Origin of the sequence: Neisseria sp. HMSC069H12, assembly GCF_001812735.1 — a bacterium.
Classification (GTDB): Bacteria; Pseudomonadota; Gammaproteobacteria; order Burkholderiales; family Neisseriaceae; genus Neisseria; species Neisseria subflava.
The window spans coordinates 21,563-44,675 of sequence record NZ_KV810248.1; the positions used below are offsets into that span (position 1 = coordinate 21,563).

The window sequence follows — 23,113 nt, forward strand, 5'->3', positions numbered from 1 at the left end:
TATGAACGCGAAAAAAATCCTCGGCTACGCATTGGGCCCGGTAGGAAGCGCCGCCTTCGGCCTGCTTTCCCTGCCACTCATCTCATGGTACTTCCCTGCGGAAGACATCGGCCGTATCGTACTCTTGCAGACCATTGCCGGACTGAGCATTCTGCTCTTGGGCTTGGGACTGGACCAATCCTATATTCGCGACTATTACGCCGTTAAAGACAAGGCCGCGCTGTTCAAATCCGTTTTTTTATCGCCATTGATTCTGACGGTGGCGGTTGTGGTTTTAGTGTTACTGATAAACGCATCATGGCCGTCTGAAATCATTTTTGACATCCCCAGTGCAAATTTGGGGATTCTCTTTCTGATTTTTTTGGCCACCACGCTGATTACCCGTTTTTTAGCCCTGATTTTGCGGATGAAAGAGCAGGCATTGGCTTTTTCCGTCAGCCAGCTTGCGCCGAAATTCTTGATTTTGGTGTTGGTTTTTGTCGTGATTGCCTCCGGTTTGCCTGCAAATACTACTTCGCTGGTTTTTGCCTACACCGCAGCCCAAGTGCTGACCGTTGTACTGTTGATATATCAGCTGCGCCAAGACCTGCAAGCCGTTTCCCATGCGAAATGGTCGTCCGAGCTGCATCGGGACGGCCTGCGCTACGGCCTGCCGCTGGCATTCGGCAACCTGGCCTATTGGGGCCTGACTTCGATTGACCGCTTTGTCCTCAAAGACATCTCGGGTTTGGACGAATTGGGCATTTATTCGATGGCAGTCAGCTTTGGTGCCGTCGCCCTGATTTTCCAAAGTGTGTTTTCCACCATTTGGGCGCCTTTGGTGTTCAAATGGGTAGAAGAAAAAACCAATCTGGATAAAATCGGCGACATCACGCTTTCCATGACCGTCCTCATCAGCGCAATGATTTGCCTCATCGGGATTTTCTCGCCGATGGCGACTTGGATACTGCCGGAAAAATACACGCAGGTTCAATTTATCCTGCTCTCGTGTATGCTCTTCCCCCTGTTTTACACGCTGACCGAAGTCAGCGGCATCGGTTTGAACGTCGTCCGCTTGACTTGGCTGATTACCGTCATCAACATCGTTGCCTTTATCGCCAATACCGCCCTGCTCTATCTGCTGGTGCCGAAATTCGGTGCAAAAGGTGCGGCTATGGCCAGCGCAACGGCTTTTTGGCTGTTTTTCATCTTTAAAACCGAATTCTCTTCACGCCTGTGGCAACCTTTGCCGCGCCTGAAGATTTATACCAATTCAACGCTCTGCCTGATGATCTGCCTTGCCTACACTTGGCTGGGTACGCGCGACAACTACATTTGGTTTGCGCTGGCATGGGCAGTCGGACTGGGTTTCCTGTTCCTAAAATACAAACACGCACTATTTGCCACGACCGAAAAAATCAAAGCCAAATTAAACCGTTCGGCAAAATAGCCAACCTGAGATCCACGTCTCTACGATAACAACAGAACGACCATGAAAATAAAACGTCTGAACTTATACACTTACATCCTATACATCATGCTCGCAGCCTATATGCTGGGACCCGCGCTGTCCTTTAAGGTCGGCGTGCCGCGTATCGACAACCCGCTGACCCTGATATTTGTACTGCTTGGTTTTGTCGTATTTTTTCTGGAAAGCAAGCATATTCCGCGCAAGATTTTTGCCATGCTCTGCGCCCTGACCGCCATGTGCATCTGGCCTGCCATCCACATGGGTATTACGTCGCTGACGCCGACGCAGTACATGGATATTTTGTTTTTTATGGCGATTCCGGCTTTCTTCTACTTGTTTTACCAAGTATCGAAACGTGCCGACGACCCTTTGGGAACGATTCAAAAGTTCCTCATCGTATTTACGCTGTTTATCGCCGTGCCGCCTTTTGCAGAGTTGGCCACCGGCATTCAGTTTGTGAGCGCCAGCGATGAGTTGGCTATTGACGAAGGCTCGCTCAAAGGCTTGTTCTTTAACCCGAACAACCTTGCCGCCACCGCAGTCTGCCTTGCACCTGCCATTTTGTTTTTCTTCCAACTCCAAGGACGAAAACACAAAGAAAAACTACTGGGCTGGGGTTTGTTCCTGCTGTTGGGCATGGCCATTTTCGCCAGTGTATCGCGTACCGCCATCGGCTGTTACCTGTTGATTTTGCTGGTTTATACGGCCTATCGCAAAAACGGTTTTATTACAGTCGGCGTAGCTGGTTTGCTGGCGTTAGTGTTGTCGATGATTCCGTCACGCGCGATTGCGGAATTTTTGCTGTCGCTCAACGGCAACCAGTTTTTGGAACGTTTTTCCAGCCGCGTGTACCTCTTCCTGTACGACTTGGGCAGCGACAACTCCGTGTCCTACCGTCAGGAGATTTACAACTACTTCTGGAACAATCCGCCCCTGCTGCTGACCGGTTACGGTCCTAAAAACTTCCGCGAATATTTCGGCGGCCACTTGAGTAACAGCGTGGGTTTTGAAAATCCGCACAGTTTTATCATCGAACTGTATTTGGGTTTCGGCATAATTTCCCTGCTCGGCTTTATTGCATTTGTAGCGTTTTATTTCCTCTACACTGCCTCAAGCCGTGCACTAACCAATAAATCACGCGTACTGGCTTGGGTTACCTTGGGCATTTTCCTGCTGGCCGGTTTTATTCCATCCACCATTTTACGTATGCCGTTTATCTGGCTGCCCTGCCTGCTGATTTTTATTTACAGCGTATTTGTTGCGCCCAAGCTGAAAGATATGGCCGCTTACGCATACAACGAAACACTATACGATACGAAGAAACCATCATGAAAATCATCCTGACTACCTCCATGTCCGGTCTCGGTGGCACTGAAAACGCCACTTTCCGCCTCGGCCGCCTGCTCAAACAACGCGGACACGATATCGTATTGGCCTCTTCAGACGGCCCTCTGATTCAGGAAGCGCAAGCATTGGGCATCCGTTGGCAGCCGATCGATTTTTACCAAGGCGGTCTTTTGGGTTACGTCAAAGGCATGTTTGCCTATATGAAACTGCTGAAAAAAGAAAAACCTGATGTGATTCACTGCCAAATGGCGCGTATCGTTCCGGCCTGCGCCATTGCGGCCAAGTTTGCCTCGCCGAAAACCAAAGTGTTCTACCACGCGCGCGGCCTTGATCCGGAAACTTATCCGAAAATTGCCAAGCTTTTCAACAAGCTGAGCGTGTACATCATCGGCAACTGCAAACACGAACGCGAAAAACTCATCCGTTACGGTTTCCCTGCCAACCGCATCACCTACACTTACAACGCCCTGCACAAAGCAGATTTCGTTCCTGAAAAAACGGTCAAAGACTATGTCCAACTGGGCACACTTTCCCGTTTGGACACCGTCCGCGCCGTACATCTGATGTTGGATATTTTGAAGAAAATGATTGACCGCGGTATGCCTGTACGCCTCAACGTTGCAGGTATCGGCGAAGAAATGGACAACCTCAAAGCCCAAGCCAAACGTTTGGGCATTGAAGACAAAGTCACCTTCCTCGGCGGCGTCCGCGACTTGACCGGCTACTTCAAAGAAGTCGATATTTTGGTGAACACGCCACATTGCGTGGGCGACCACGGCGCAGGTGTCGGCAACAATATTTTGGAAGCCGGCCTTTACGACACGCCTGTCGTGACCTACAACATGGCGGGTATTTCCGAAATGGTCATTACCGGCCAAACCGGCTACTGCATTCCTTTTGGCGATGACGAAGCCTTTATCGAAGCCGTCGATCAACTCATCAAGCAGCCCGAGTTGCGCGAAAAGATGGGCAAAGCCCTGCATAAACACGTTGAGACCTTGTGTTCCGATGATGAAATCTATCGCACCACCATGGCCGCTTACGATATGTGAGGTCGTCTGAAAATATGAACATCACCATCGTCGCCCCCTACTGTTCGCTGCCGTCCGAGCCGCATTTCAACCGCTTCTGGTATCTTGCCGAGCTATTGTCGCAGTCTCATGACGTACTGCTGATTACCAGCAATTTCAAACACTACGACAAATCTTTCAGACGACCTGAAGATGCCACATCTGCTTCGCAAGGTCGTCTGAAAGTCATGCTGCTGGAAGAGAGCGGCTACGGCAAAAACGTCTCGCTGGACCGCGTCAAAAGCCATCATGTATTCGTCAAAAATTTTGAGCAATGGCTGAAAAACTGCCGTCCGGGCGAACAAGACGTCGTCTTTTCCGCCTATCCGCTGATCGCCACCAACCTGCTTTTGGGCGAACACAAAACGCGTTTGGGCTACAAGCTGATTATCGACGTGCAGGACGTATGGCCGGAATCCTTCTCCTCGGTCGTGCCGTTTTTGAAAAAAATCCCGCACAACCTGCTGCCCTTCTCCTCCCGTGCTAACCGTGCCTACCGCTACGCCGACGCATTGGTCGCCGTGTCGCAGACCTACCTTGACCGCGCAAAAGAAGCCAATCCGAACGTACCCGGCGAAGTCGTCTATATCGGCGCGGATTTTCCGAAACTCGATGCCGCACCGGCAAAAGACTTCGGCGACAGCAAAACCCGCTTCTTCTACTTGGGTACGCTCAGCTACAGCTATGACGTGGAAACCGTGTGCAAAGGCGTTCGGAAACTTTTGGGCGACGGCGAAAATGTAGAGCTGCACATCATGGGCGGCGGCCCCGATTTGGACAGGCTCAAACAATACGCCTGCGACGGCATCAAGTTCTACGGCTACATTCCTTACGCCGAAATGATGTCGGTCGCCAAAGGCTGCGACATCTCCGTCAACGCCATCCATTCCTACGCCATGCAGTCGATTACCAACAAACTGTCCGACTACATGGCATTGCAAAAACCGATTTTAAACAGCCAGGTCAACGACGAAGTCGCCGAAGTCCTCACCCTGCTGCCGCACGCGGACTACCGTTCCGGCGACGTGGACAGCTTCGTCCAAGCCGCCAAAGACATTCTGGCGCGCAAAAACGACCCCGTTCAATCCGACGAAATCGTCCGCCGCTTCAAGCGCGACGTGGCGTATCAAAAAATCGTCAACCTGATTGAAAGATTAGCCCATGAGTAAATTCTTCAAACGCCTGTTTGACATTGTCGCCTCCGCCTCAGGACTGATTTTCCTCTCGCCCGTATTTTTGATTTTGATATACCTCATTCGCAAAAACTTGGGCGCACCCGTGTTCTTCACCCAAGAGCGGCCGGGCAAAGACGGCAAACCGTTTAAAATGATTAAATTCCGCTCCATGCGCGATGCGGTCGATAAAGACGGCAACCCGCTGCCCGACAGCGAACGCCTGACCGATTTCGGCAAAAAATTACGTGCCACCAGTTTGGACGAACTTCCTGAATTATGGAATGTCTTAAAAGGCGAGATGAGTCTAGTTGGCCCTCGTCCGCTGCTGATGCACTACCTGCCGTTGTACAACGACTTCCAAAACCGCCGCCACGAAATGAAACCGGGCGTGACCGGTTGGGCCCAAGTCAATGGCCGCAACGCCATTTCATGGGATGAAAAATTTGCCCACGATGTTTGGTACATCGACAACTTCAGCTTTTGGCTGGATATCAAAATTTTGTTCCTGACGGTTAAAAAAATCTTCGTCAAAGAAGGCATCTCAGCCGAAGGAGAAGCCACCATGCCTTATTTCACGGGTAATAAAACTGATGAAAAAAAATAACATACTGATTCTGTCGGCAGGTCGCCGTGTCGAATTGGTGCAGGACTTTCAAACCGAAGCCGCACGTTTTTCAGACGGCATCGGCGTTTTTGCCACTGACCTCAACCCACACATGTCTTCTGCATGCCATGTTGCCGACCGCGCTTTCAGCGTGCCGCGTATCGATGCAGCCGAATACATTGACAGCATTCTCGAGCTGGCCCAACAACACGACATCGGTCTGATTGTGCCAACCATCGATACCGAGCTGCTCAAACTGGCCGAAGCACGTGACCGTTTTGAAGCTGAAGGAATACATATTGTCATTTCCGATGCAAAGCTGATTACCCTGTGCTGCGACAAGCGCCTGACCGCAGGCCTGTTTGCACAATACAGTATCCGTTCGCCTGAAATTTACGAACGGGACCGCCTGGTTTTCCCATGTTTTGCCAAGCCTTATGACGGCAGCCGCGCCATCGGTGCGAAAAAAATCAACACACCGGCTGATTTGACTGTCGATATCACCGAAGATCCGAAAATGATGTTCACCCAATACATCGATATCGAGAATACTTTCTCCGAATTTACCGTCGATATGTATTACGACCGTCAAGGCCGTCTGAAATGCGCCATTCCTCGCGAACGTTTGGAAGTACGCACCGGCGAAGTCAGTAAAGGCGCAACCCGACTCAATGCCCTGTATGAAGAGCTGGTTGAAAAAATGGCCGTATTGGAAGGCGCACGCGGCTGTATTACCGCGCAATTCTTCGTCAGCAAAACCGACAGCACGACCTACGGTGTGGAAATCAACCCGCGTTTCGGCGGCGGTTTCCCGCTGACTTACGCCGCAGGCGGCAACTATCCGGGCTGGCTGATTCAAGAATACATCGGCGGCCAAGACATCCCTTTCTCCAACGACTGGGAAAACAATTTAATCATGCTTCGTTACGATGCTAAAGTTTTGGTAAGAGAACATGATTAAGCCGGAAGAATCTGTCATCGTCTTCGATCTTGACGATACGCTTTACTCTGAGTACGACTACAAATGCTCCGGAATACAGGCAGTTGTAGGGATAATTACGTCGCTTTATCCTCAATACAATGCTGACGTACTAAATGAAATTGCAGACAATAAAAGTAAAGACTGGCTCGATAATTTGTGCCATCATTGCAAATTAAACGAATTAGAGAAACAATCACTTTTGTGGCAATATCGACTACACCGGCCTGTTATCCGACCTTATGTCGAACCGTCTTTTTTACGGAAGCTGATGCGCCCTTTTGCCGCACGCGCCCTGATTACAGACGGCCGCAGTCTGACACAGCGTTTGAAAATACAGGTCTTGGGTTTGACCGATTTGTTTGACGACATTTTGATTTCGGAAGCCATGCAATCGGAAAAACCCGAAGATAAGCGTTTTGTCTTCCTGCAAAACAAATATCCGGCTGCAAAACATTTCATCTACATCGGCGACAACATCAAAAAAGATTTTGTCGCACCCAACAAACTGGGGTGGCTCTCCATTGGCATCATGCCTAAGCCGCACAATATTCATCAAGCCGATCCCGAGCAATACGGTCATGAATACCAGCCCACCCTTTGGATAAACACCCTGGAAGAATTGACTACACTGACAACTTCCGCCACCGAAAAAGCAAATGCATAAGGGACATTTCTCCATGAAAATCTTATTTATGGGTCGTAAACAGGTTTCCGCCAACCTGCTTCGTTTTTTGACCAAACAAGACCATATCGAAATCGTCGGTGTCTTAACCGACAGCCATCTGCAAGGCTCGCCGACTACGGCCGCCGCGCAGGAATTGGGCTTGCCCCTGTACACCTTCGATACGGCTTTGGAAGCAATGCGAGAAGGCCGTCTGAAATACGATTTGGGCTTGTCCGTCCTTTACTGGCGCAAGCTGCGTGATGAATTCCTGAGCATTCCGACTTTAGGCACGATCAACTTCCACCCTGCGCTGTTGCCCGAATACAAAGGCACAGGCGGCTACAACCTGGCCATCATGGACGAGCTGAACGAATGGGGCAATACCGCCCACTACGTCGATGCTTCCATCGATACCGGCGAAATTATCGAAGTGGACCGTTTCCCTATCGACGCTGAAACAGAAACTGCCCAATCGCTCGAACGCAAAACCATGCAGGCATTGGAAGATTTCGCACGACGCATCATCACCCGTGCCATCGAGTCGAAAACCAAATTGCCGACCACGCCAAACATCGGTGGCCGCTATGTCAGCCGTGACGAAATGGAAGCCATGAAGCAAATCCGCGACGACGACGATGTGGAGAAAAAAATCCGCGCGTTCTGGTTTCCGCCGTACGACGGCGCATACGTCAAAATCAACGGTCAGAAATACACCCTGATCAACCGCCAGCTGCTGGAAGAAATCGCCCCCAAAGGCTCAACCAGTCTTTTCGCAGGAAAAGCCAATGCTTAATACATCACTCTCCCCATGGCCAAGCTTTACTCAAGAAGAAGCCGATGCCGTTTCCAAAGTCCTGCTGTCCAACAAAGTCAACTACTGGACAGGTACGGAATGTCGCGAATTTGAAAAAGAATTTGCTGCCTTTGTCGGCACACAATACGCCGTCGCCCTTTCCAACGGTACGTTGGCTTTGGACGTAGCCCTCAAAGCAATGGGCATCGGCCAAGGCGATGATGTGATTGTCACTTCGCGCACTTTCTTGGCTTCCGCGTCATGTATCGTGACCGCCGGTGCAAATCCGGTTTTCGCCGATGTGGATTTAAACAGCCAAAACATCAGCGCCGAAACCATCAAAGCCGCTTTGACGCCAAACACCAAAGCCATCATCGTGGTTCACCTTGCCGGTATGCCTGCCGAAATGGACGACATCATGGCTTTGGCCAAAGAACATAACTTGTGGGTTATCGAAGACTGCGCCCAAGCGCACGGTGCGAAATACAAAGGCAAATCCGTCGGCTCCATCGGCCACGTCGGCGCTTGGTCGTTCTGCCAAGACAAAATCATGACCACCGGCGGCGAAGGCGGCATGGTAACCACCAACGACAAAGAGCTGTGGAGCAAAATGTGGTCATACAAAGACCACGGCAAAAGCTACGATGCCGTGTACCACCGCGAACACGCACCCGGTTTCCGCTGGCTGCACGAAAGCTTCGGCACCAACTGGCGCATGATGGAAATGCAGGCTGTCATCGGCCGCATCCAGCTCAAACGCATGCCCGAATGGACTGCCCGCCGTCAAGCTCACGCTGCCAAACTGGCTGAAAGCTTGGGCAAATTTGCCAGCATCCGTTTGGTTGAAGTTGCCGACTACATCGAACACGCGCAATACAAGTTCTATGTTTTCGTCAAACCCGAACACCTGAAAGACGGCTGGACGCGCGACCGCATCGTCAACGAACTGAACGCACGCAAAGTCCCATGCTATCAAGGCAGCTGCTCCGAAGTGTATTTGGAAAAAGCCTTCGACAACACGCCTTGGCGTCCGAAAGAGCGTTTGAAAAATGCTGTCGAGTTGGGCGACACCAGCCTGATGTTCTTGGTGCACCCAACCCTGACTGATGAAGAAATTGCGTTCTGCAAAGAAAACATCGAAGCCGTATTGACTGAAGCCTCAGCATAATCATTTTCAGACGGCCTGCAACTTCAGGCCGTCTGAAAAAATAAAACAGCCTGCTTCAAACAATCCGTACCAAGCCACATTACAACACTCAGACACAAGAAATATAAAATGAACTTGGAAACCCTGCTGGCTCTGCCGCGCAACCTTAAAAAAACCTTTTTCGTCATCCACGATATCTTGATGATATTCGTGGCATTTTGGTTTGCCCAAAGCCTCAAAGTGCAATATTCCGACGAATGGTTGAGTATCGCCAACTGGCTGGCTTTCGGCAGCACCGCTGTGCTGACCATCATCCTTTTCATCCGTATCGGCCTCTATCGCGCCGTCACACGCTTCGTCAGCATCCGCGTCCTGACTTCAGCCGCATTCGGCAGCATCATTTCAGCGGTCTTGTTCTGCCTGACCACCCTGATTTTTGAACAAAAACTGCATCTTGCCCTGCCCATCGTCTATTTCTTGGTCTTGGTGGTCGGCGTAACCAGCTCGCGCATGATCCTGCGCGCGATTCTGACCGACCATCACCGCAAACAAATGACACCCGTCATCATCTACGGCGCAGGCCAATCCGGCCGCCAGTTGTTGGAAGCCATCAAACAGGTTAACGAATACTCGGCCATTGCCTTTGTCGATGACAACCCGAAAATCCAACGTACCGTCATCTATGATCTTGCCGTCTACAACCCCAATGAAATCCCGATGCTAATCAGCCGCTACGGCGTCCGCAAAATTCTGCTGGCGATTCCAAGTTCTACGCCGGAAGAACGCAAAGACATCATCCGCCGCCTCGAAGCATACAAATGCGAAGTCCTGACCATTCCGGGCATGAAAGATTTGGTCGACGGCAAAATCAACGTCAGCTCATTGAAAAAAATCTCTGTGGTCGATTTGCTCGGCCGCGCCCCTGTGGCACCGCGCCCTGAATTGATGAGCGCCGACATCAGCGACAAAGTCGTGATGGTGACCGGCGCAGGCGGTTCTATCGGCTCCGAACTTTGCCGTCAGATTCTCAACTGCCGTCCGACCAAACTGCTGTTGTTTGAATTGTCCGAATTTGCCCTGTACAGCATAGACAAAGAATTGCGCGAAACCCAAGCCGCGCAAGGCAGTCAAGTCGAAGTCGTACCGCTTTTGGGTTCGGTTCAAAACAAAGAACGCCTTAGCAGCATCATGAAGGCCTATCACGTCGACACCGTCTACCATGCTGCGGCCTACAAACACGTCCCTATGGTTGAGTTCAACACCATCGAAGGCATTCAAAACAACGTGTTCGGCACACTCTGCTGCGCGCAGGCTGCCGTAGATGTAGGCGTTTCCACCTTTGTTTTGATTTCCACCGACAAAGCCGTCCGTCCGACCAATACCATGGGCGCCAGCAAACGCATGGCCGAACTCTGCCTGCAAGCCCTTGCCGCCGAGCCGGAACAAAAAACACGCTTCTGCATGGTGCGTTTCGGCAATGTATTGGGTTCGTCCGGCTCCGTTGTCCCTGTATTTGAAAAACAAATTGCCGAAGGCGGCCCGATTACCCTGACCCACCAAGACATTACCCGCTACTTCATGACCATTCCCGAAGCAGCGCAACTGGTTATCCAAGCCGGCGCAATGGGTAAAGGCGGCGACGTATTCGTCCTCGACATGGGCGAATCCGTCAAAATCATCGACCTTGCCCGTCAAATGATTGTCCTCAGTGGCCTCAAAGTCAAAGACGAGCAACACCCACACGGCGACATCGAAATCAAGATTACCGGCCTGCGCCCGGGCGAGAAACTTTATGAAGAACTGCTCATCGGCGACGAGGTACAAAAAACCACTCATCCCCGTATTATGACCGCCAGTGAAGTAATGCTTCCATGGACGCAATTATCTGACATACTGTCGGAACTCCATACTGCCTGTCTCCAAAGCGACCAAAACAGCCTGCGCCAGCTTCTGCTGCGCGCACCGACAGGCTTCGTACCTAAAGACGGTATCTGCGACTTGGTTTGGCAACAAAACAATAAGGCCGTCTGAACATTTTCAGACGGCCCGGACACCATCCCGCAAGGACTACTACATGAAAAAAACGCTCTCCCTGCTTACTCTATTCGCACTGACTGCCTGTAACAGCACGACAGTCATTCCTGGTTCAACCATCAAAACCAGAACCAAAACCATTGTTTACACCGATACCGACACCGCAGCCGACACCAACCTCGACAGCCGCGTTGCTGTTTACCCCATCACGCCCAACCTGATTGAAAAAATGCGTAAGCCGCCTGTACTTTCCCAAAACAATCAAGGTTTGGAGCAAAGCAAAAGCGCTTACCGCTACCGCATCGGCAGCGGCGACGTCCTCAATATCATGGTTTGGGCGCACTCCGACCTTAACTCCCCTATCCAGCAAAGCAACCCGCAAACCAACCAAGTCAGCCGCGGGGCCTGGGTAGATGAGGGCGGTTATATTACTTACCCGCTGGCAGGCAAAATTCAAGCCAAAGACAAAACTTTGGACGAATTGCAAAACACCCTGACCAACCTTCTGAAACGCTACATCAAAAACCCTCAAGTAGCCATCAACGTTACCGAATTCCGTTCGCAACGCATTTCAGTATCCGGTGCCATCAACCAAGCAGGTCAGCTGCCGATTACCAATATCCCGATGACCATTTTGGATGCCATCAACCAAGCAGGCGGCGTTACCCAAAGTGCCGACACCCAACACATCAAATGGACGCACAACGGTGTCGACCGCACCATCTCCCTGCAAGACATGCTGCAATACGGCGATATGTCGCAAAACCATCTCCTCAGCCATGGCGACATCGTTTACGTTCCTAACAGCAGCAACAACAAAATCTACATCATGGGCGAAGTCGGCAAACAAGCCACACTACCGATCGGCAATCACGGCCTCAACCTGACCCAAGCGCTCGGAGAAGTCGGCGGTATGAACCAAAACTATGCTGACGCAACCGGCGTATTCGTAATCCGCCGCGCACCAGAAGACGCGGCCAAACCTATCCACATCTATCAGCTCAACCTGAAAGATGCGACTTCTTACGCATTGGGCAGCGAATTCAAACTGCGTTCGGAAGATACCGTTTACGTTACCGCCGCCCCGGTTACCCGTTGGAACCGCGTAATGTCACAAATTACCAACTCCATCAGCAACGTCAACACCCTCGACAATACGTTTAGATAAACAGTGGTTCCTGCTGTCAGACCCTTGTTTGACAGCAGGATACAAAATCACGCACAATCCAAGCTAATTACATAAACGGCATACAAAAGCCGTACACACCGCACAAACGGAAAAGCAGTATCTTATAGTCTGACTCACGTTTTTTTCAGGCCATAAACCGAAAACAATATCATGTACCACAACATACTCATCGTCTGCCTAGGCAACATCTGCCGCTCCCCCACTGCAGAGCGGATCATGCAGAAAAAACTACCCGGCCATCAAATCAGCAGCGCCGGCATAAAAGCACTGGCAGGTAAGGATGCCGATTTCCAGGCCATTAAAACCGCACTCAAACACGGCGTCATCGTTGCAGGCCATACGCCACGCCAACTGACCGCCCCGATGTGCGAACAGGCCGATTTGATTCTCGTCATGGAGCCCAGTCAAATCGATATGGTGGCCGACATCCATCCGCCGGCACGCAGCAAAACCATGCTGTTTGCCCAATGGTTGCCTAAAAAAACCATACCTGACCCATACAAACAAAGCAGCGAAATGTTTGAAGCCGTTTTTGAACAGCTCAATGCTGCCGCAGACACTTGGAAAACCAAACTAAACGGAAAAACTCAACCGGTATAAAACCGGCATGAACAAGAAAGCAAGCAATGAAAAAAACGACCTACACACCTTACAGCGCAGACAACGACGAAATCGACTTCGGCCAACAGCTGCGCGTAATTTGGACAAATAAATACAAAATCCTCGCCGCCCTGCTTGCAGGCGGCATTCTTGGCGCAGCCTTCAGCCTGGCATCCACTCCGCAATACCGTGCCGACGCCATGCTGGAAATTGAAACGCGGCAAAACCAAATCCTGACCGAAATCAACAGCATCTTCAACAACCAAACCACGCCGTCTGAAGCAGAAGTCGAGCTGGTTCAATCACGCTTGGTACTGGGTAAAACCGTTGACGACCTTCAGCTTGACCAAGAAGTCAAAGCCAAATACACACCCGTTATCGGCAGCCTGATGCACAACGTCAGCGGCGACCCTGATCCCAAACTGACCGTCGGCAGCTTTACCGTACAAGACGAATGGTTCAACAAAACCTTCACGCTGACCGCCAAGAGCAACAAAGCCTATACCCTTACCCTGCCTGACAAACGCGTTGTAGAAGGCAAGGTCGGCGTACCTCTGAAAATCAACAATCAAACCACCCTCAAAATCGATCAAATCTTAGCCAATCCGGGTCAAGAATTTGCGTTGACCAAGTTCTCGCGCATCAGCGCCATCGAAAACATCCAAAACAAACTGGCGGTCATCAGCAAAGGTAAAACCAGCCCCATCATCAACCTTACCTTTACCGGCACTGACCCTAAACGTACCAGTGTCATCCTCAACAGCATTGCCGACAACTACGTTGCGCAAAACCGCGAACGCGACGTCCAAGTTGCATCCAGCGGTTTGGCCTTCATCAGCGAAGAATTGCCACGCTTGAAAGAAACCTTGCAAGACGCTGAAAACAAACTCAATGCCTACCGCCAACAATCAGGCTCCCTCGACATTCCGCTCGAGTCCAAAGGCGCATTGGAAAGCCTGACCGGCATCGAAACCCAAATTACCCTGCTCAAAACCGAAGAAGCAGGCTTGGCCGAGCTATACACGCCTGAACACCCTTCCTATAAAGCCGTATTGGACAAACTTGCCGTTCTCGAGCGTGCTAAAAACAAAATCAACCAACAAATTGCTGAGCTGCCGAATACCCAACAAGAAGTTATCCGCCTGACCCGCGACGTAGAAACCAACCAGGCTACCTACGTCCAACTGTTGAGCAAACAACAAGAACTCAACATCATGAAAGCCAGTGCGCAAGGTAATGTCCGCATCGTCGATTATGCCTATGTCCCTGAAAACCCCGTTGCCCCGCGCAAAGCTGTCATCACACTCCTGAGCGCACTTGCCGCAGGTTCATTGACCGCTTTGTGGCTGATGATTCGCAACCGCATGAAAAACGGCATTACTTCATCCGAAGAAATCGAAAATCTCAATTTGGAAGTCGTCGCTCTTGTTCCGCACTCCAAAACCCAGCAAAAACGCGACTTCTTCAAAAGCAAATTCAAGAAAACCGGTGGCCGTTCCAACTATCTGCTGGCCAGCGAAGACCGCGCCGACACGGCCGTCGAAGCCATCCGCGCCCTGCGCACCAATATCTACTTCTCCATGCTGGACGCGCCTAACAACGTCCTCATGATTACCGGTGCCGCGCCTGAAGCAGGTAAATCCTTTATCTCCGCCAACCTCGCCACCGTAATGGCGCAGTCGGGCAAACGCGTTCTGCTTATCGATACCGATATGCGCAAAGGCTACCTCGACCGACTCTTCGGCCTTACCCCCGAGTTCGGCTTGTCTGACATCCTCAACGGCAAAGCAGCTCCGGCTAAAGCCGTACAAGAAACCGGCATTGAAAACCTCCACCTCATCAGCAGCGGCAGCTATCCTAGCAATCCGTCTGAGCTTTTGATGGACAACCGTTTCAACGAGTTGCTAGCCAACGCTAGCCAACGCTACGACTACGTCATCTTGGACACGCCGCCCGTATTGGCCGTGACCGACGCCGTCATCATCGGCCAACATGCAGGCACCGTCCTGATGATCAGCCGTTATGCACATACGCGTGCACGAGAGCTTGAGGCCAGCGTTGAACGCCTCAAACAAAACCACATCAACATCAAAGGTGTCGTCCTCAACGGCATGAAGCGCGAAGCCAACAACAGCTACGACTACTACGCCTACGATGCCTACCATTCCGGTAACAATAAATCATAAACCGAAGCAGGCCGTCTGAACTTTCAGACGGCCTAAGGCTTTTTAAACGGCACAAAATATTTTTCACAAACGCTGCCCTTGCACCCCAAAGCCGTTTGTTTTAAAGTAAGCCCCGTTCCCATATGGAAGAGAAACATGAAAATTACCGTCATCGGCGCAGGTTCGTGGGGTACAGCTCTCGCGTTGCACTTTGCGCACCACAACAATGAAGTTGCCCTTTGGACACGCAATCCCGACCAAATCCGCGCCCTGCAAACAGATCGCGAAAACAAACGCGGCCTGCCCGGCTTCCCTTTCCCTGAGTCCTTGACCGTTCACGCCGATTTGGGCGAAGCGCTGAAAGACAGCCAACTTGCCCTGATCGTAACCTCCGTAGCCGGCCTCAGAAGCAGCGCCGAGCTGCTCAAACAGCATAACGCTGCCGATATTCCCGTTCTCGCCGCCTGCAAAGGTTTTGAACAAGATACCGGCCTCTTGACTTTCCAAGTACTGAAAGAAGTCCTGCCTAACAATAAAAAAATCGGCGTTCTCTCAGGTCCGAGCTTTGCCCAAGAACTTGCAGCCCAACTGCCTTGCGCCGTCGTACTTGCTTCCGAAAACAAAGACTGGGTGGAGGAAACCACCGCCCAACTGAACACCAACGTGATGCGCCTGTACGGCAGCACCGACGTCATCGGCGTCGCTGTGGGCGGTGCCGTTAAAAACGTTATGGCGATTGCCACCGGCCTTTCAGACGGCCTCGAATACGGCCTCAATGCACGCGCAGCCTTAGTAACACGCGGCCTTGCCGAAATCACCCGCCTTGCCATCGCCATGGGCGCGCAACCCAAAACCATGATGGGCTTGGCAGGCATCGGCGACCTTATCCTGACCTGTACCGGCGCACTCTCGCGCAACCGCCGTGTCGGCCTCGGCCTCGCAGAAGGCAAAGAGTTGCATCAAGTGCTTGTCGAAATCGGCCACGTTTCCGAAGGCGTCAGCACCATTGAAGAAGTCTTCAACACCGCCGCCAAATACCAAATCGATATGCCCATCACTCAAACCCTGCTGCAACTCATCCGCAAAGAAATGACCCCGCAGCAAGTCGTTGAACGACTGATGGAACGAAGCGCGCGCTTCGAATAAACTGTCGCGCCGTCTGCCATTCAGACGGCCTGACGCACAATATGACGGCCATAAGGCCGTCTGAAGGGAAACACATGAAGCAATCACTGAACAATCTGGAAATCAACGTTTACCAACTTGTCCAAAAATTTGAAACACTGGTTTCAGAAAACCGCCGTCTCAACGAAGAAATCGACAGACTCAAACTCGAGCAAGAGCAACAAAAACGCCAACACGACGCGGCCATTGACGAACTCAGCGAAGCCTTGCTGGTTCAAGTCGGCAAACTCAAAGAAGACCTGCAAAGCAAAATTGACAACCTGACTGCCGAAAAAGAAAACTACCGCAACGCGCTGGCCCAAAGTGCAGACCAAATCCGCAGCCTCATTGCCCGACTGCCCCAAGAAACACAACAATAAAAGGATGCCCCGTGAGTATCGAACAAGTCAATCTCGACATCATGAATGTCAACTTCACCATCAACACGCCGAGTGAAGAAAAAACCACCCTCCTGCAAGCCGTTGAAATGCTCAACAAAAAAAGCGACGCGATTAAAGAAAGCGGCCGAATCGTCGGCACGGACAAAATCGTCGTCATGGCAGCCCTCAACGTCGTACACGACCTCTTGAAAACCACCCTCAACGACGATTTGGCAATCGGTGAATTTGAGCGTAAAATAACCGACATGAACAACGCGTGCCAAAAAGCACTGGCGCGCTTGGAGCAAAACTGATTTTCCCCTTTTCCCTGCGGTGTTCGCAAAGGCATACATTCCTTTGAACCAATACGTTCGCTTTAGGTTACCGGGAGCTGTAGTGGGCGCGAGCGTCCGTTTGTCGGACGCACCCGAAACTACCCGAGGTGACCGCCTTGTCAGCAAGGTTCAAGCGGATTCAGCCTAAACGGCACTCGTGGGGATTCCCTAAAAAAGCCATACCGACAGGTGTGGCTTTCCCCTTTCCAAGTTAAGACTTTCGTAAAGATTTCCGGCCGTCTGAAAAAACCGCATATTCATGCATCAAACACACTCAATTAAGATTGACAAAAGCCAATCTCCTCTTTAAAATCCATAACTTTCTATATATATCTGGATTCCAACCATGAAAACCTTCTCTGCAAAACCCCACGAGGTGAAGCGCGAATGGTTCGTCATTGACGCAGAAGACAAAGTTCTGGGTCGTGTCGCAGCCGAAGTCGCACACCGTCTGCGCGGCAAACACAAACCCGAATACACCCCTCACGTTGATACCGGCGACTACATCATCGTCATCAACGCAGACAAACTGCGCGTGACCGGTGCTAAATTCGAAGACAAAAAATACTTCCGTCACTCTGGTTTCCCAGGCGGCATCTACGAGCGTACTTTCCGCGAAATGCAAGAGCAATTCCCAGGCCGCGCTTTGGAACAAGCCGTAAAAGGCATGTTGCCTAAAGGTCCTCTGGGCTACGCCATGATCAAAAAACTGAAAGTGTACGCCGGCGCCGAACACGGCCACGCTGCACAACAACCTAAAGTTTTGGAACTGAAATAATAAGGACACGACATGAACGGTAAATACTACTACGGCACAGGCCGCCGCAAAAGTTCAGTGGCTCGTGTATTCTTGACTAAAGGTACCGGCCAAATCATCGTAAACGGCCGTCCCGTTGACGAATTCTTCGCACGTGAAACCAGCCGCATGGTTGTACGTCAACCTCTGGTTCTGACTGAAAATGCCGAATCTTTCGACATCAAAGTTAACGTAACCGGTGGTGGCGAAACCGGTCAATCCGGCGCTATCCGTCACGGCATTACCCGCGCCCTGATCGACTTCGATGCAGCTCTGAAACCAGCTCTGTCTCAAGCAGGCTTCGTTACTCGCGATGCTCGTGAAGTTGAACGTAAAAAACCTGGTTTGCGCAAAGCACGTCGCGCAAAACAATTCTCCAAACGTTAATACGTTTTCAGAATCGAATCAAAAAGCCTTGCTATGCAAGGCTTTTTTTCATTTATAAAACAATAATCCAATATCCCGCAATATATGATGAAAACCCTGATCCACTACGCCAAATCATTGCTTCAAGCTGTGATTATCTTCATCTTCTTATCCCTGATTGTCGACTGGGTGCGCAAGCCTGACCAACCCTTACAATCAGCAGCACAAACCATCACTTTAACCGATGGGCAAACCACCTCTCTCCAATCCTTCAGCCAAAATCGGGTTGCCATTGTTTATTTTTGGGGCAGCTGGTGTCGTATTTGTTCATACACATCGTCCACCATAGAAAAGCTACACCAAGACAATATCCCAACACTGGGCATAGCCTTGCGCTCCGGAAGCGACGCAGACATTGCCCACCATATGCAACAAAACAATCTATCCTTTCCAAATTTCAATGATTCAGATGGCCTGATGGCTCAAAAATGGAATATAGCCGTCACGCCGACCATTATCATATTAAAAGATGGCAAAATGATTCATCACACATCCGGACTTTCCAGTTATATCGGATTAAAAATCAGAATTTACTTGGCAAATATCTTCAGCTAAATTCATTGAAAATCCACCAAAAATAGAAAATCTAAAGAATAATTTCACCTGAATATATTCAACCAATTCGATTTCATAAATAAATAAACTATCTCTTTCCCAATAACATATGATTTTGTTGAGATTATAAGGAAAATAGACTAAGATATAACCATAAGAACAATTGGAAACATTATTATCAAAACAAACTGTTAGAGATCTTCATCTAATATTGTGGCAGTGATGCTTTTGTTCCCATGACCCGGCTGCCGACGGCAGCCTTAAAACAGCAATATTCGCCTTTATCAATCTACCTCACGCTTCAACGGTTTGATTTTTGATAACACCGGAGACTTAGTAATGCCCAACCAATCTAAACATGCATCTATCAATATCGGTCTGATTCAGGCGCGGGAAGCATTGATGACCCAATTCCGCCCTATTCTGAACCAAGCCAATATTACCGACCAGCAATGGCGTATCATCCGGCTCTTAGCGGAAAACGGCACACTCGACTTTCAAGATTTGGCCAATCAGGCCTGCATCCTTCGCCCCAGTCTTACCGGCATTCTGACCCGCTTGGAAAAAGCAGGTTTGGCCGTCCGCCTGAAGCCTTCCAACGACCAACGTCGTGTTTACCTGAAACTGACGCCCGAAGGTGAGAAACTCTATGAATCCACCGGCGCATTGGTTGACGAACGCTACGATGCGATTGAAAAAGTTCTGTCCAAAGAAAAAATGGCACAACTCAAAGAACTCTTGGCAGAGCTGGCAAAAATCGAACAGGCATTAAAATAAAGAAAGCCGGATGACAGACTCAACACACACATTCAAGAGACCATTTCGAGAGGCCATGGCCTCCTGTGCCGCCGGCGTGCACGTCATCACGACAGACGGCGAAGCAGGACGCTATGGCATTACCATGACTGCCGTCACTGCCGTTACCGACGAGCCGCCGACGGTCATGCTGTGCATCAACCGCCAATCCGCCATCATTCCCATCCTGCAAGGCAACCATGATTTGTGCATCAACACGCTCAATGACAGCCAGCAGGATATCGCCGAACACTTTGCCGGACTGACCGACCTCTCGCCCGAAGAACGTTTCGAATACCATATTTGGCATAGAGGGCAAACCGGACAGCTCGAGGTTGAAGGTGCGCTGGCGCACCTGCACGGCAGTATTGTCGATCAGCGCGAAATCGGCACGCATTACGTCTTTTTCGTTCAGCTCAACGAAATCCGCAATACCAACACGCAAGCACCGGCATTGCTGTATTTCCGTAGGCAATTCAAATCTTTGGCATAAATAAAGGTCTCAGGCCGTCTGAAAAATGAAACTGATGTTTCAGACGGCCTGAGACCTTTTCTGTTTCACACATTATAGGCACACCCATGAAAGCAATGATACTGGCCGCCGGTCGCGGCGAACGCATGCGCCCCCTGACCGACCACACGCCCAAACCCTTACTCGAAGTAGCAGGCACGCCGCTTATTGGTTGGCACTTACGCCGCCTGCAACAGGCCGGCTTCACTGAAATCGTCATCAACCATGCCTGGCTTGGCCAACAAATCGAAGACACCTTAAAAGACGGTTCGGACTACGGTGTGCGCATTGCCTATTCTCCAGAGCGCGCCGGAGGCCTGGAAACTGCCGGTGGCATTGCCACAGCCCTGCCTCTTTTGGGCGACGAACCGTTTTTGGTCGTCAATGGCGACGTATTGACCGACATTGATTTCCAAGCTGCAGGACTGGCTGCCAAGCGTATGCAGGAACACAACCTTCTCGCCCATTTGTGGCTGGTGGACAATCCGCCACACCATCCCGAAGGCGACTTCGGCCTGCTTTCAGACGGCCTAGTATCCGCCTCATCCGCAAACGGTCAAGCCCTGACTTTCAGCGGCGTGGGCGTTTATCATCCTGCGCTTTTTAAAGATACCCCGGCGCACCAAGCTGCCAAACTTGCCCCTCTGTTGCGTCAGGCCATGAGCCAAAGCCAAATCAGCGGCGAACACCACAACGGCCTTTGGTTGGATGTCGGCACAGTCGAACGTCTGCAAGAAGCCGACCGTATCGCCCAAAGCTGGTAAAACAAAAGGGGCGTATCCGATACGTCCCTTGCAATATCAAAGGCCGTCTGAAAATATTGGGCAACCCATTTTTCAGACGGCCTTAATTTATCATCAAGCTTTAGCCAATTTCTTTTCTTTCTTCATTCCCAACAAGCCATTGACGATCATCACGCACAATCCCGACCAAATCAGACCATAGCCGATCAATGCGCCTTTTTGCACCGGCTCGTCCAGCCACACAATCGACACGATAAAAAGCAATACAGGTTCCAAATAGCTCAACATACCGAACACCGCAACCGGAAGTAACTGATTCGGCCTTCAAATTCAAATGCATGGATATTGCGCTATTGAAGCCCAGCAACACAATAAAAAAGATTAATGCCGGTTTGGCCGCTATCATCGCCGGCGTATCCGTTGCCAGCAAAATATACGCCAACGCAAACGGCGTAATCATTATTAAATCAAAGGTCAGACCGATTAAAGAAGGCACGCCCAGTTTTCGGCGTAGTAGATAATAAAACGGATAAGTACCAAACACCCATACAGTCGTCCACGAAAACGCTCCCGACCGTACCAATTCACATGCCACACCTGCACAGGCCAACACAACGGCAACCGTCTGCAACCTGTTTAAACGCTCTTTAAACCAAATCCGTCCACCCAGCATCATCGCCAAAGGAAACAGGAAATAACCCATGGCGATGTTTACCCCTTCCCCGTTGACGGGTCCCCAGACAAACAGCCACAACTGGCTGGCAAATATCGGCGTCGGCAATACAATCAACAGCCACCGCTTCCAATCACGGCCGATATTGTTCGCAAACCGCGCCGCAGCCTGCCAACCATTGACCATCGTCATCAACACGCATAAAGCCGACAGCATCGCCACCATACGCCACGCAAAAATTTCCGTACCGCTCATCGGCTGCATCCATATGCCGTACAAAAACAGCATGGCAAACAATGCATTGGACGTTATGGCCGCCAGCAAACCTTTGGATAAATTCATCATTTCAGACGGCCTTTCATTGCATCGAAGCAGTCTAATACATCAGCCCTGCTTCACAATATCCGACAGAGGCCAGCGCGGCTTGACATTGAATGCGCCGACAGCCTGACGCTCGGCAAGACGCATCGCGCCGGCAAAGGCAATCATTGCGCCGTTGTCGGTACAGTATGCCATCGGTGGGAAATAGACGTTAATTTTTTCTTCCTGCGGCTTGGGTTGGCCTTTTTCAGACGGCACTTTGACGGTTAAGCGCGAAAATTCATCACGCAGTTTCCAGTTTGCACCCACACCGCCGGCAACTACCAAAGTCCTGAAGCCGGTATCCAACAACGCTTTTTTGGCTTTGGCCGCCAACACATCGACCACCGCATCTTGGAAAGCGCGGCAAATGTCGTTGCGTGTTTGTTCCGGAATTTCATCGCTGCCGGTTTCGGCACAGACTTTTTCGACAGCAGTTAAAACGGCGGTTTTCAAACCGGAAAAGCTCATCTGTAAATCGTGCGAATGAAGCATGGGGCGTGGGAACGTGAAAGTATCAGGTGTGCCGAGTTTGGCCAGCTCGGACAATTTGGCACCACCGGGATAAGGCAAACCTAAAAGCTTGGCCGTTTTGTCGAACGCCTCGCCTGCCGCATCATCCACGCTCTCCCCCAACAAGGTGTAATTGCCGATACCGCGTACAGCCATAAATTGCGTATGTCCGCCCGACACCAGCAAAGCGACAAATGGAAATTCAGGCTTGTCGTCTGCCAACAAGGGCGAGAGCAAATGGCCTTCAAGATGGTGAACGGGGATAACGGGCTTACCGATGGCAAATGCCAAGGCATTGGCGAAGCCTGAACCGGCCAGCAATGCGCCGCCCAAGCCCGGGCCTTGCGTAAAGGCAACCGCGTCAATGTCGGCATAGCCTACGCCTGCTTCCTTCAAGCAACCTTGCGTCAACGGCACGACACGGCGGATATGGTCACGGCTAGCCAATTCAGGGACAACGCCGCCGTATTCGGCGTGCATCGCCATTTGTGTGTGCAAATGATGCGCCAATAGGCCGCGCTCGGTATCGTAGAGCGCAACGCCGGTTTCGTCGCAAGATGATTCAATTCCTAATACCAACATGGTTTGAGGCCGTCTGAAAAAATGATTAAAAACGATTCAGACGGCGTTTTCTCCGAAAAC

The 23,113-nt window shown here is 50.9% G+C and carries 23 protein-coding genes, 1 other RNA gene and 1 pseudogene; 23 read left to right on the forward strand and 2 right to left on the reverse strand.

Features of this window, described 5'->3' with window-relative positions:
• Position 1: 1 nt before the first annotated feature.
• The 23 genes from HMPREF2872_RS03165 (at position 2) to murU (ending at position 20,946) form a co-directional block, all read left to right on the forward strand.
• Complete coding sequence (locus HMPREF2872_RS03165) at positions 2-1,429, forward strand: oligosaccharide flippase family protein (RefSeq protein ID WP_070631162.1); 1,428 nt, start codon at positions 2-4, stop codon at positions 1,427-1,429.
• 42 nt (positions 1,430-1,471) lie between these two features.
• A complete protein-coding gene (locus tag HMPREF2872_RS03170) occupies positions 1,472-2,782 on the forward strand; it encodes an O-antigen ligase family protein (RefSeq protein ID WP_003684579.1) in 1,311 nt (436 codons plus the stop codon).
• Positions 2,779-3,849, forward strand: coding sequence for a glycosyltransferase family 4 protein (locus HMPREF2872_RS03175; protein ID WP_070631164.1), 1,071 nt, complete (start codon positions 2,779-2,781; stop codon positions 3,847-3,849). Before HMPREF2872_RS03170 ends, HMPREF2872_RS03175 begins: the two co-directional genes overlap by 4 nt.
• A 14-nt stretch (positions 3,850-3,863) precedes the next feature.
• On the forward strand, positions 3,864-5,036 hold the full coding sequence (locus HMPREF2872_RS03180; RefSeq protein WP_070631166.1) for a glycosyltransferase: 1,173 nt from the start codon (positions 3,864-3,866) through the stop codon (positions 5,034-5,036).
• Entirely contained in the window at positions 5,029-5,646 is a 618-nt protein-coding gene (locus HMPREF2872_RS03185; protein WP_070631168.1) for a sugar transferase, read from the forward strand. The genes HMPREF2872_RS03180 and HMPREF2872_RS03185 overlap by 8 nt, the downstream gene beginning before the upstream one ends.
• Positions 5,633-6,607, forward strand: a complete 975-nt coding sequence (locus HMPREF2872_RS03190) for an ATP-grasp domain-containing protein (RefSeq protein ID WP_070631170.1) — start codon at positions 5,633-5,635, stop codon at positions 6,605-6,607. The genes HMPREF2872_RS03185 and HMPREF2872_RS03190 overlap by 14 nt, the downstream gene beginning before the upstream one ends.
• Positions 6,600-7,292 carry an HAD family hydrolase gene (locus HMPREF2872_RS03195; protein WP_070631172.1) on the forward strand — a complete coding sequence of 231 codons (693 nt, stop codon included), beginning with the start codon at positions 6,600-6,602 and terminating at the stop codon, positions 7,290-7,292. Before HMPREF2872_RS03190 ends, HMPREF2872_RS03195 begins: the two co-directional genes overlap by 8 nt.
• Before the next feature lie 13 nt (positions 7,293-7,305).
• Positions 7,306-8,085: a methionyl-tRNA formyltransferase gene (locus HMPREF2872_RS03200; RefSeq protein ID WP_070631174.1), complete on the forward strand. Its 780-nt coding sequence runs from the start codon at positions 7,306-7,308 to the stop codon at positions 8,083-8,085.
• Positions 8,078-9,253, forward strand: a complete 1,176-nt coding sequence (locus tag HMPREF2872_RS03205; protein ID WP_070631176.1) for a DegT/DnrJ/EryC1/StrS family aminotransferase — start codon at positions 8,078-8,080, stop codon at positions 9,251-9,253. Before HMPREF2872_RS03200 ends, HMPREF2872_RS03205 begins: the two co-directional genes overlap by 8 nt.
• 108 nt (positions 9,254-9,361) lie before the next feature.
• Complete coding sequence (locus HMPREF2872_RS03210; RefSeq protein WP_070631178.1) at positions 9,362-11,263, forward strand: polysaccharide biosynthesis protein; 1,902 nt, start codon at positions 9,362-9,364, stop codon at positions 11,261-11,263.
• A gap of 43 nt (positions 11,264-11,306) precedes the next feature.
• Positions 11,307-12,434, forward strand: a complete 1,128-nt coding sequence (locus HMPREF2872_RS03215) for a polysaccharide export protein (protein ID WP_003684536.1) — start codon at positions 11,307-11,309, stop codon at positions 12,432-12,434.
• Positions 12,435-12,605: 171 nt separating this feature from the next.
• Entirely contained in the window at positions 12,606-13,055 is a 450-nt protein-coding gene (locus HMPREF2872_RS03220) for a low molecular weight protein-tyrosine-phosphatase (RefSeq protein ID WP_049328305.1), read from the forward strand.
• A gap of 26 nt (positions 13,056-13,081) precedes the next feature.
• The gene (locus HMPREF2872_RS03225) at positions 13,082-15,241 is read left to right on the forward strand and encodes a polysaccharide biosynthesis tyrosine autokinase (protein ID WP_070631180.1); all 2,160 of its coding nucleotides are present in this window, start codon (positions 13,082-13,084) and stop codon (positions 15,239-15,241) included.
• 135 nt (positions 15,242-15,376) lie between these two features.
• Positions 15,377-16,366, forward strand: coding sequence for an NAD(P)H-dependent glycerol-3-phosphate dehydrogenase (locus HMPREF2872_RS03230; protein WP_070631182.1), 990 nt, complete (start codon positions 15,377-15,379; stop codon positions 16,364-16,366).
• A 74-nt stretch (positions 16,367-16,440) separates the two neighbouring features.
• Positions 16,441-16,764: a hypothetical protein gene (locus HMPREF2872_RS03235; RefSeq protein ID WP_070631183.1), complete on the forward strand. Its 324-nt coding sequence runs from the start codon at positions 16,441-16,443 to the stop codon at positions 16,762-16,764.
• Between the two features lie 11 nt (positions 16,765-16,775).
• Positions 16,776-17,078, forward strand: a complete 303-nt coding sequence (gene zapA / locus HMPREF2872_RS03240; protein ID WP_070584685.1) for a cell division protein ZapA — start codon at positions 16,776-16,778, stop codon at positions 17,076-17,078.
• An 8-nt stretch (positions 17,079-17,086) separates the two neighbouring features.
• Positions 17,087-17,267: non-coding RNA, 6S RNA (gene ssrS, locus HMPREF2872_RS03245), on the forward strand.
• A 178-nt stretch (positions 17,268-17,445) separates the two neighbouring features.
• Positions 17,446-17,877, forward strand: coding sequence for a 50S ribosomal protein L13 (gene rplM, locus HMPREF2872_RS03250; RefSeq protein ID WP_003684605.1), 432 nt, complete (start codon positions 17,446-17,448; stop codon positions 17,875-17,877).
• A 12-nt stretch (positions 17,878-17,889) separates the two neighbouring features.
• Positions 17,890-18,282 (forward strand): 30S ribosomal protein S9, encoded by a 393-nt coding sequence (gene rpsI, locus HMPREF2872_RS03255; protein ID WP_003681515.1) that lies wholly within the window; start codon positions 17,890-17,892, stop codon positions 18,280-18,282.
• An 84-nt stretch (positions 18,283-18,366) separates the two neighbouring features.
• Positions 18,367-18,876 (forward strand): protein disulfide oxidoreductase, encoded by a 510-nt coding sequence (locus tag HMPREF2872_RS03260; RefSeq protein ID WP_083311725.1) that lies wholly within the window; start codon positions 18,367-18,369, stop codon positions 18,874-18,876.
• Between the two features lie 339 nt (positions 18,877-19,215).
• On the forward strand, positions 19,216-19,653 hold the full coding sequence (hpaR, locus tag HMPREF2872_RS03265) for a homoprotocatechuate degradation operon regulator HpaR (protein ID WP_003681518.1): 438 nt from the start codon (positions 19,216-19,218) through the stop codon (positions 19,651-19,653).
• A gap of 10 nt (positions 19,654-19,663) precedes the next feature.
• Positions 19,664-20,164, forward strand: coding sequence for a 4-hydroxyphenylacetate 3-monooxygenase, reductase component (hpaC, locus tag HMPREF2872_RS03270; RefSeq protein ID WP_070631186.1), 501 nt, complete (start codon positions 19,664-19,666; stop codon positions 20,162-20,164).
• A gap of 86 nt (positions 20,165-20,250) precedes the next feature.
• Positions 20,251-20,946, forward strand: a complete 696-nt coding sequence (gene murU, locus HMPREF2872_RS03275; protein ID WP_070631188.1) for an N-acetylmuramate alpha-1-phosphate uridylyltransferase MurU — start codon at positions 20,251-20,253, stop codon at positions 20,944-20,946.
• 93 nt (positions 20,947-21,039) lie between these two features.
• On the opposite strand, the pseudogene rarD reads toward murU, so the two are convergent.
• A pseudogene (gene rarD, locus HMPREF2872_RS03280) lies at positions 21,040-21,943 on the reverse strand (EamA family transporter RarD).
• Positions 21,944-21,982: 39 nt separating this feature from the next.
• The gene (tsaD, locus tag HMPREF2872_RS03285) at positions 21,983-23,053 is read right to left on the reverse strand and encodes a tRNA (adenosine(37)-N6)-threonylcarbamoyltransferase complex transferase subunit TsaD (protein ID WP_070631191.1); all 1,071 of its coding nucleotides are present in this window, start codon (positions 23,051-23,053) and stop codon (positions 21,983-21,985) included.
• Positions 23,054-23,113 lie beyond the last annotated feature (60 nt).

What these genes read in the sequence shown, in the direction of transcription:
- HMPREF2872_RS03165 (WP_070631162.1), top strand. Translation starts at nt 2, where the DNA reads ATGAACGCGAAAAAAATCCTCGGCTACGCATTGGGCCCGGTAGGAAGC.
- HMPREF2872_RS03170 (WP_003684579.1), top strand. Translation starts at nt 1,472, where the DNA reads ATGAAAATAAAACGTCTGAACTTATACACTTACATCCTATACATCATG.
- HMPREF2872_RS03175 (WP_070631164.1), top strand. Translation starts at nt 2,779, where the DNA reads ATGAAAATCATCCTGACTACCTCCATGTCCGGTCTCGGTGGCACTGAA.
- HMPREF2872_RS03180 (WP_070631166.1), top strand. Translation starts at nt 3,864, where the DNA reads ATGAACATCACCATCGTCGCCCCCTACTGTTCGCTGCCGTCCGAGCCG.
- HMPREF2872_RS03185 (WP_070631168.1), top strand. Translation starts at nt 5,029, where the DNA reads ATGAGTAAATTCTTCAAACGCCTGTTTGACATTGTCGCCTCCGCCTCA.
- HMPREF2872_RS03190 (WP_070631170.1), top strand. Translation starts at nt 5,633, where the DNA reads ATGAAAAAAAATAACATACTGATTCTGTCGGCAGGTCGCCGTGTCGAA.
- HMPREF2872_RS03195 (WP_070631172.1), top strand. Translation starts at nt 6,600, where the DNA reads ATGATTAAGCCGGAAGAATCTGTCATCGTCTTCGATCTTGACGATACG.
- HMPREF2872_RS03200 (WP_070631174.1), top strand. Translation starts at nt 7,306, where the DNA reads ATGAAAATCTTATTTATGGGTCGTAAACAGGTTTCCGCCAACCTGCTT.
- HMPREF2872_RS03205 (WP_070631176.1), top strand. Translation starts at nt 8,078, where the DNA reads ATGCTTAATACATCACTCTCCCCATGGCCAAGCTTTACTCAAGAAGAA.
- HMPREF2872_RS03210 (WP_070631178.1), top strand. Translation starts at nt 9,362, where the DNA reads ATGAACTTGGAAACCCTGCTGGCTCTGCCGCGCAACCTTAAAAAAACC.
- HMPREF2872_RS03215 (WP_003684536.1), top strand. Translation starts at nt 11,307, where the DNA reads ATGAAAAAAACGCTCTCCCTGCTTACTCTATTCGCACTGACTGCCTGT.
- HMPREF2872_RS03220 (WP_049328305.1), top strand. Translation starts at nt 12,606, where the DNA reads ATGTACCACAACATACTCATCGTCTGCCTAGGCAACATCTGCCGCTCC.
- HMPREF2872_RS03225 (WP_070631180.1), top strand. Translation starts at nt 13,082, where the DNA reads ATGAAAAAAACGACCTACACACCTTACAGCGCAGACAACGACGAAATC.
- HMPREF2872_RS03230 (WP_070631182.1), top strand. Translation starts at nt 15,377, where the DNA reads ATGAAAATTACCGTCATCGGCGCAGGTTCGTGGGGTACAGCTCTCGCG.
- HMPREF2872_RS03235 (WP_070631183.1), top strand. Translation starts at nt 16,441, where the DNA reads ATGAAGCAATCACTGAACAATCTGGAAATCAACGTTTACCAACTTGTC.
- rplM (WP_003684605.1), top strand. Translation starts at nt 17,446, where the DNA reads ATGAAAACCTTCTCTGCAAAACCCCACGAGGTGAAGCGCGAATGGTTC.
- rpsI (WP_003681515.1), top strand. Translation starts at nt 17,890, where the DNA reads ATGAACGGTAAATACTACTACGGCACAGGCCGCCGCAAAAGTTCAGTG.
- HMPREF2872_RS03260 (WP_083311725.1), top strand. Translation starts at nt 18,367, where the DNA reads ATGATGAAAACCCTGATCCACTACGCCAAATCATTGCTTCAAGCTGTG.
- hpaR (WP_003681518.1), top strand. Translation starts at nt 19,216, where the DNA reads ATGCCCAACCAATCTAAACATGCATCTATCAATATCGGTCTGATTCAG.
- hpaC (WP_070631186.1), top strand. Translation starts at nt 19,664, where the DNA reads ATGACAGACTCAACACACACATTCAAGAGACCATTTCGAGAGGCCATG.
- murU (WP_070631188.1), top strand. Translation starts at nt 20,251, where the DNA reads ATGAAAGCAATGATACTGGCCGCCGGTCGCGGCGAACGCATGCGCCCC.
- tsaD (WP_070631191.1), bottom strand. Translation starts at nt 23,053, where the DNA reads ATGTTGGTATTAGGAATTGAATCATCTTGCGACGAAACCGGCGTTGCG.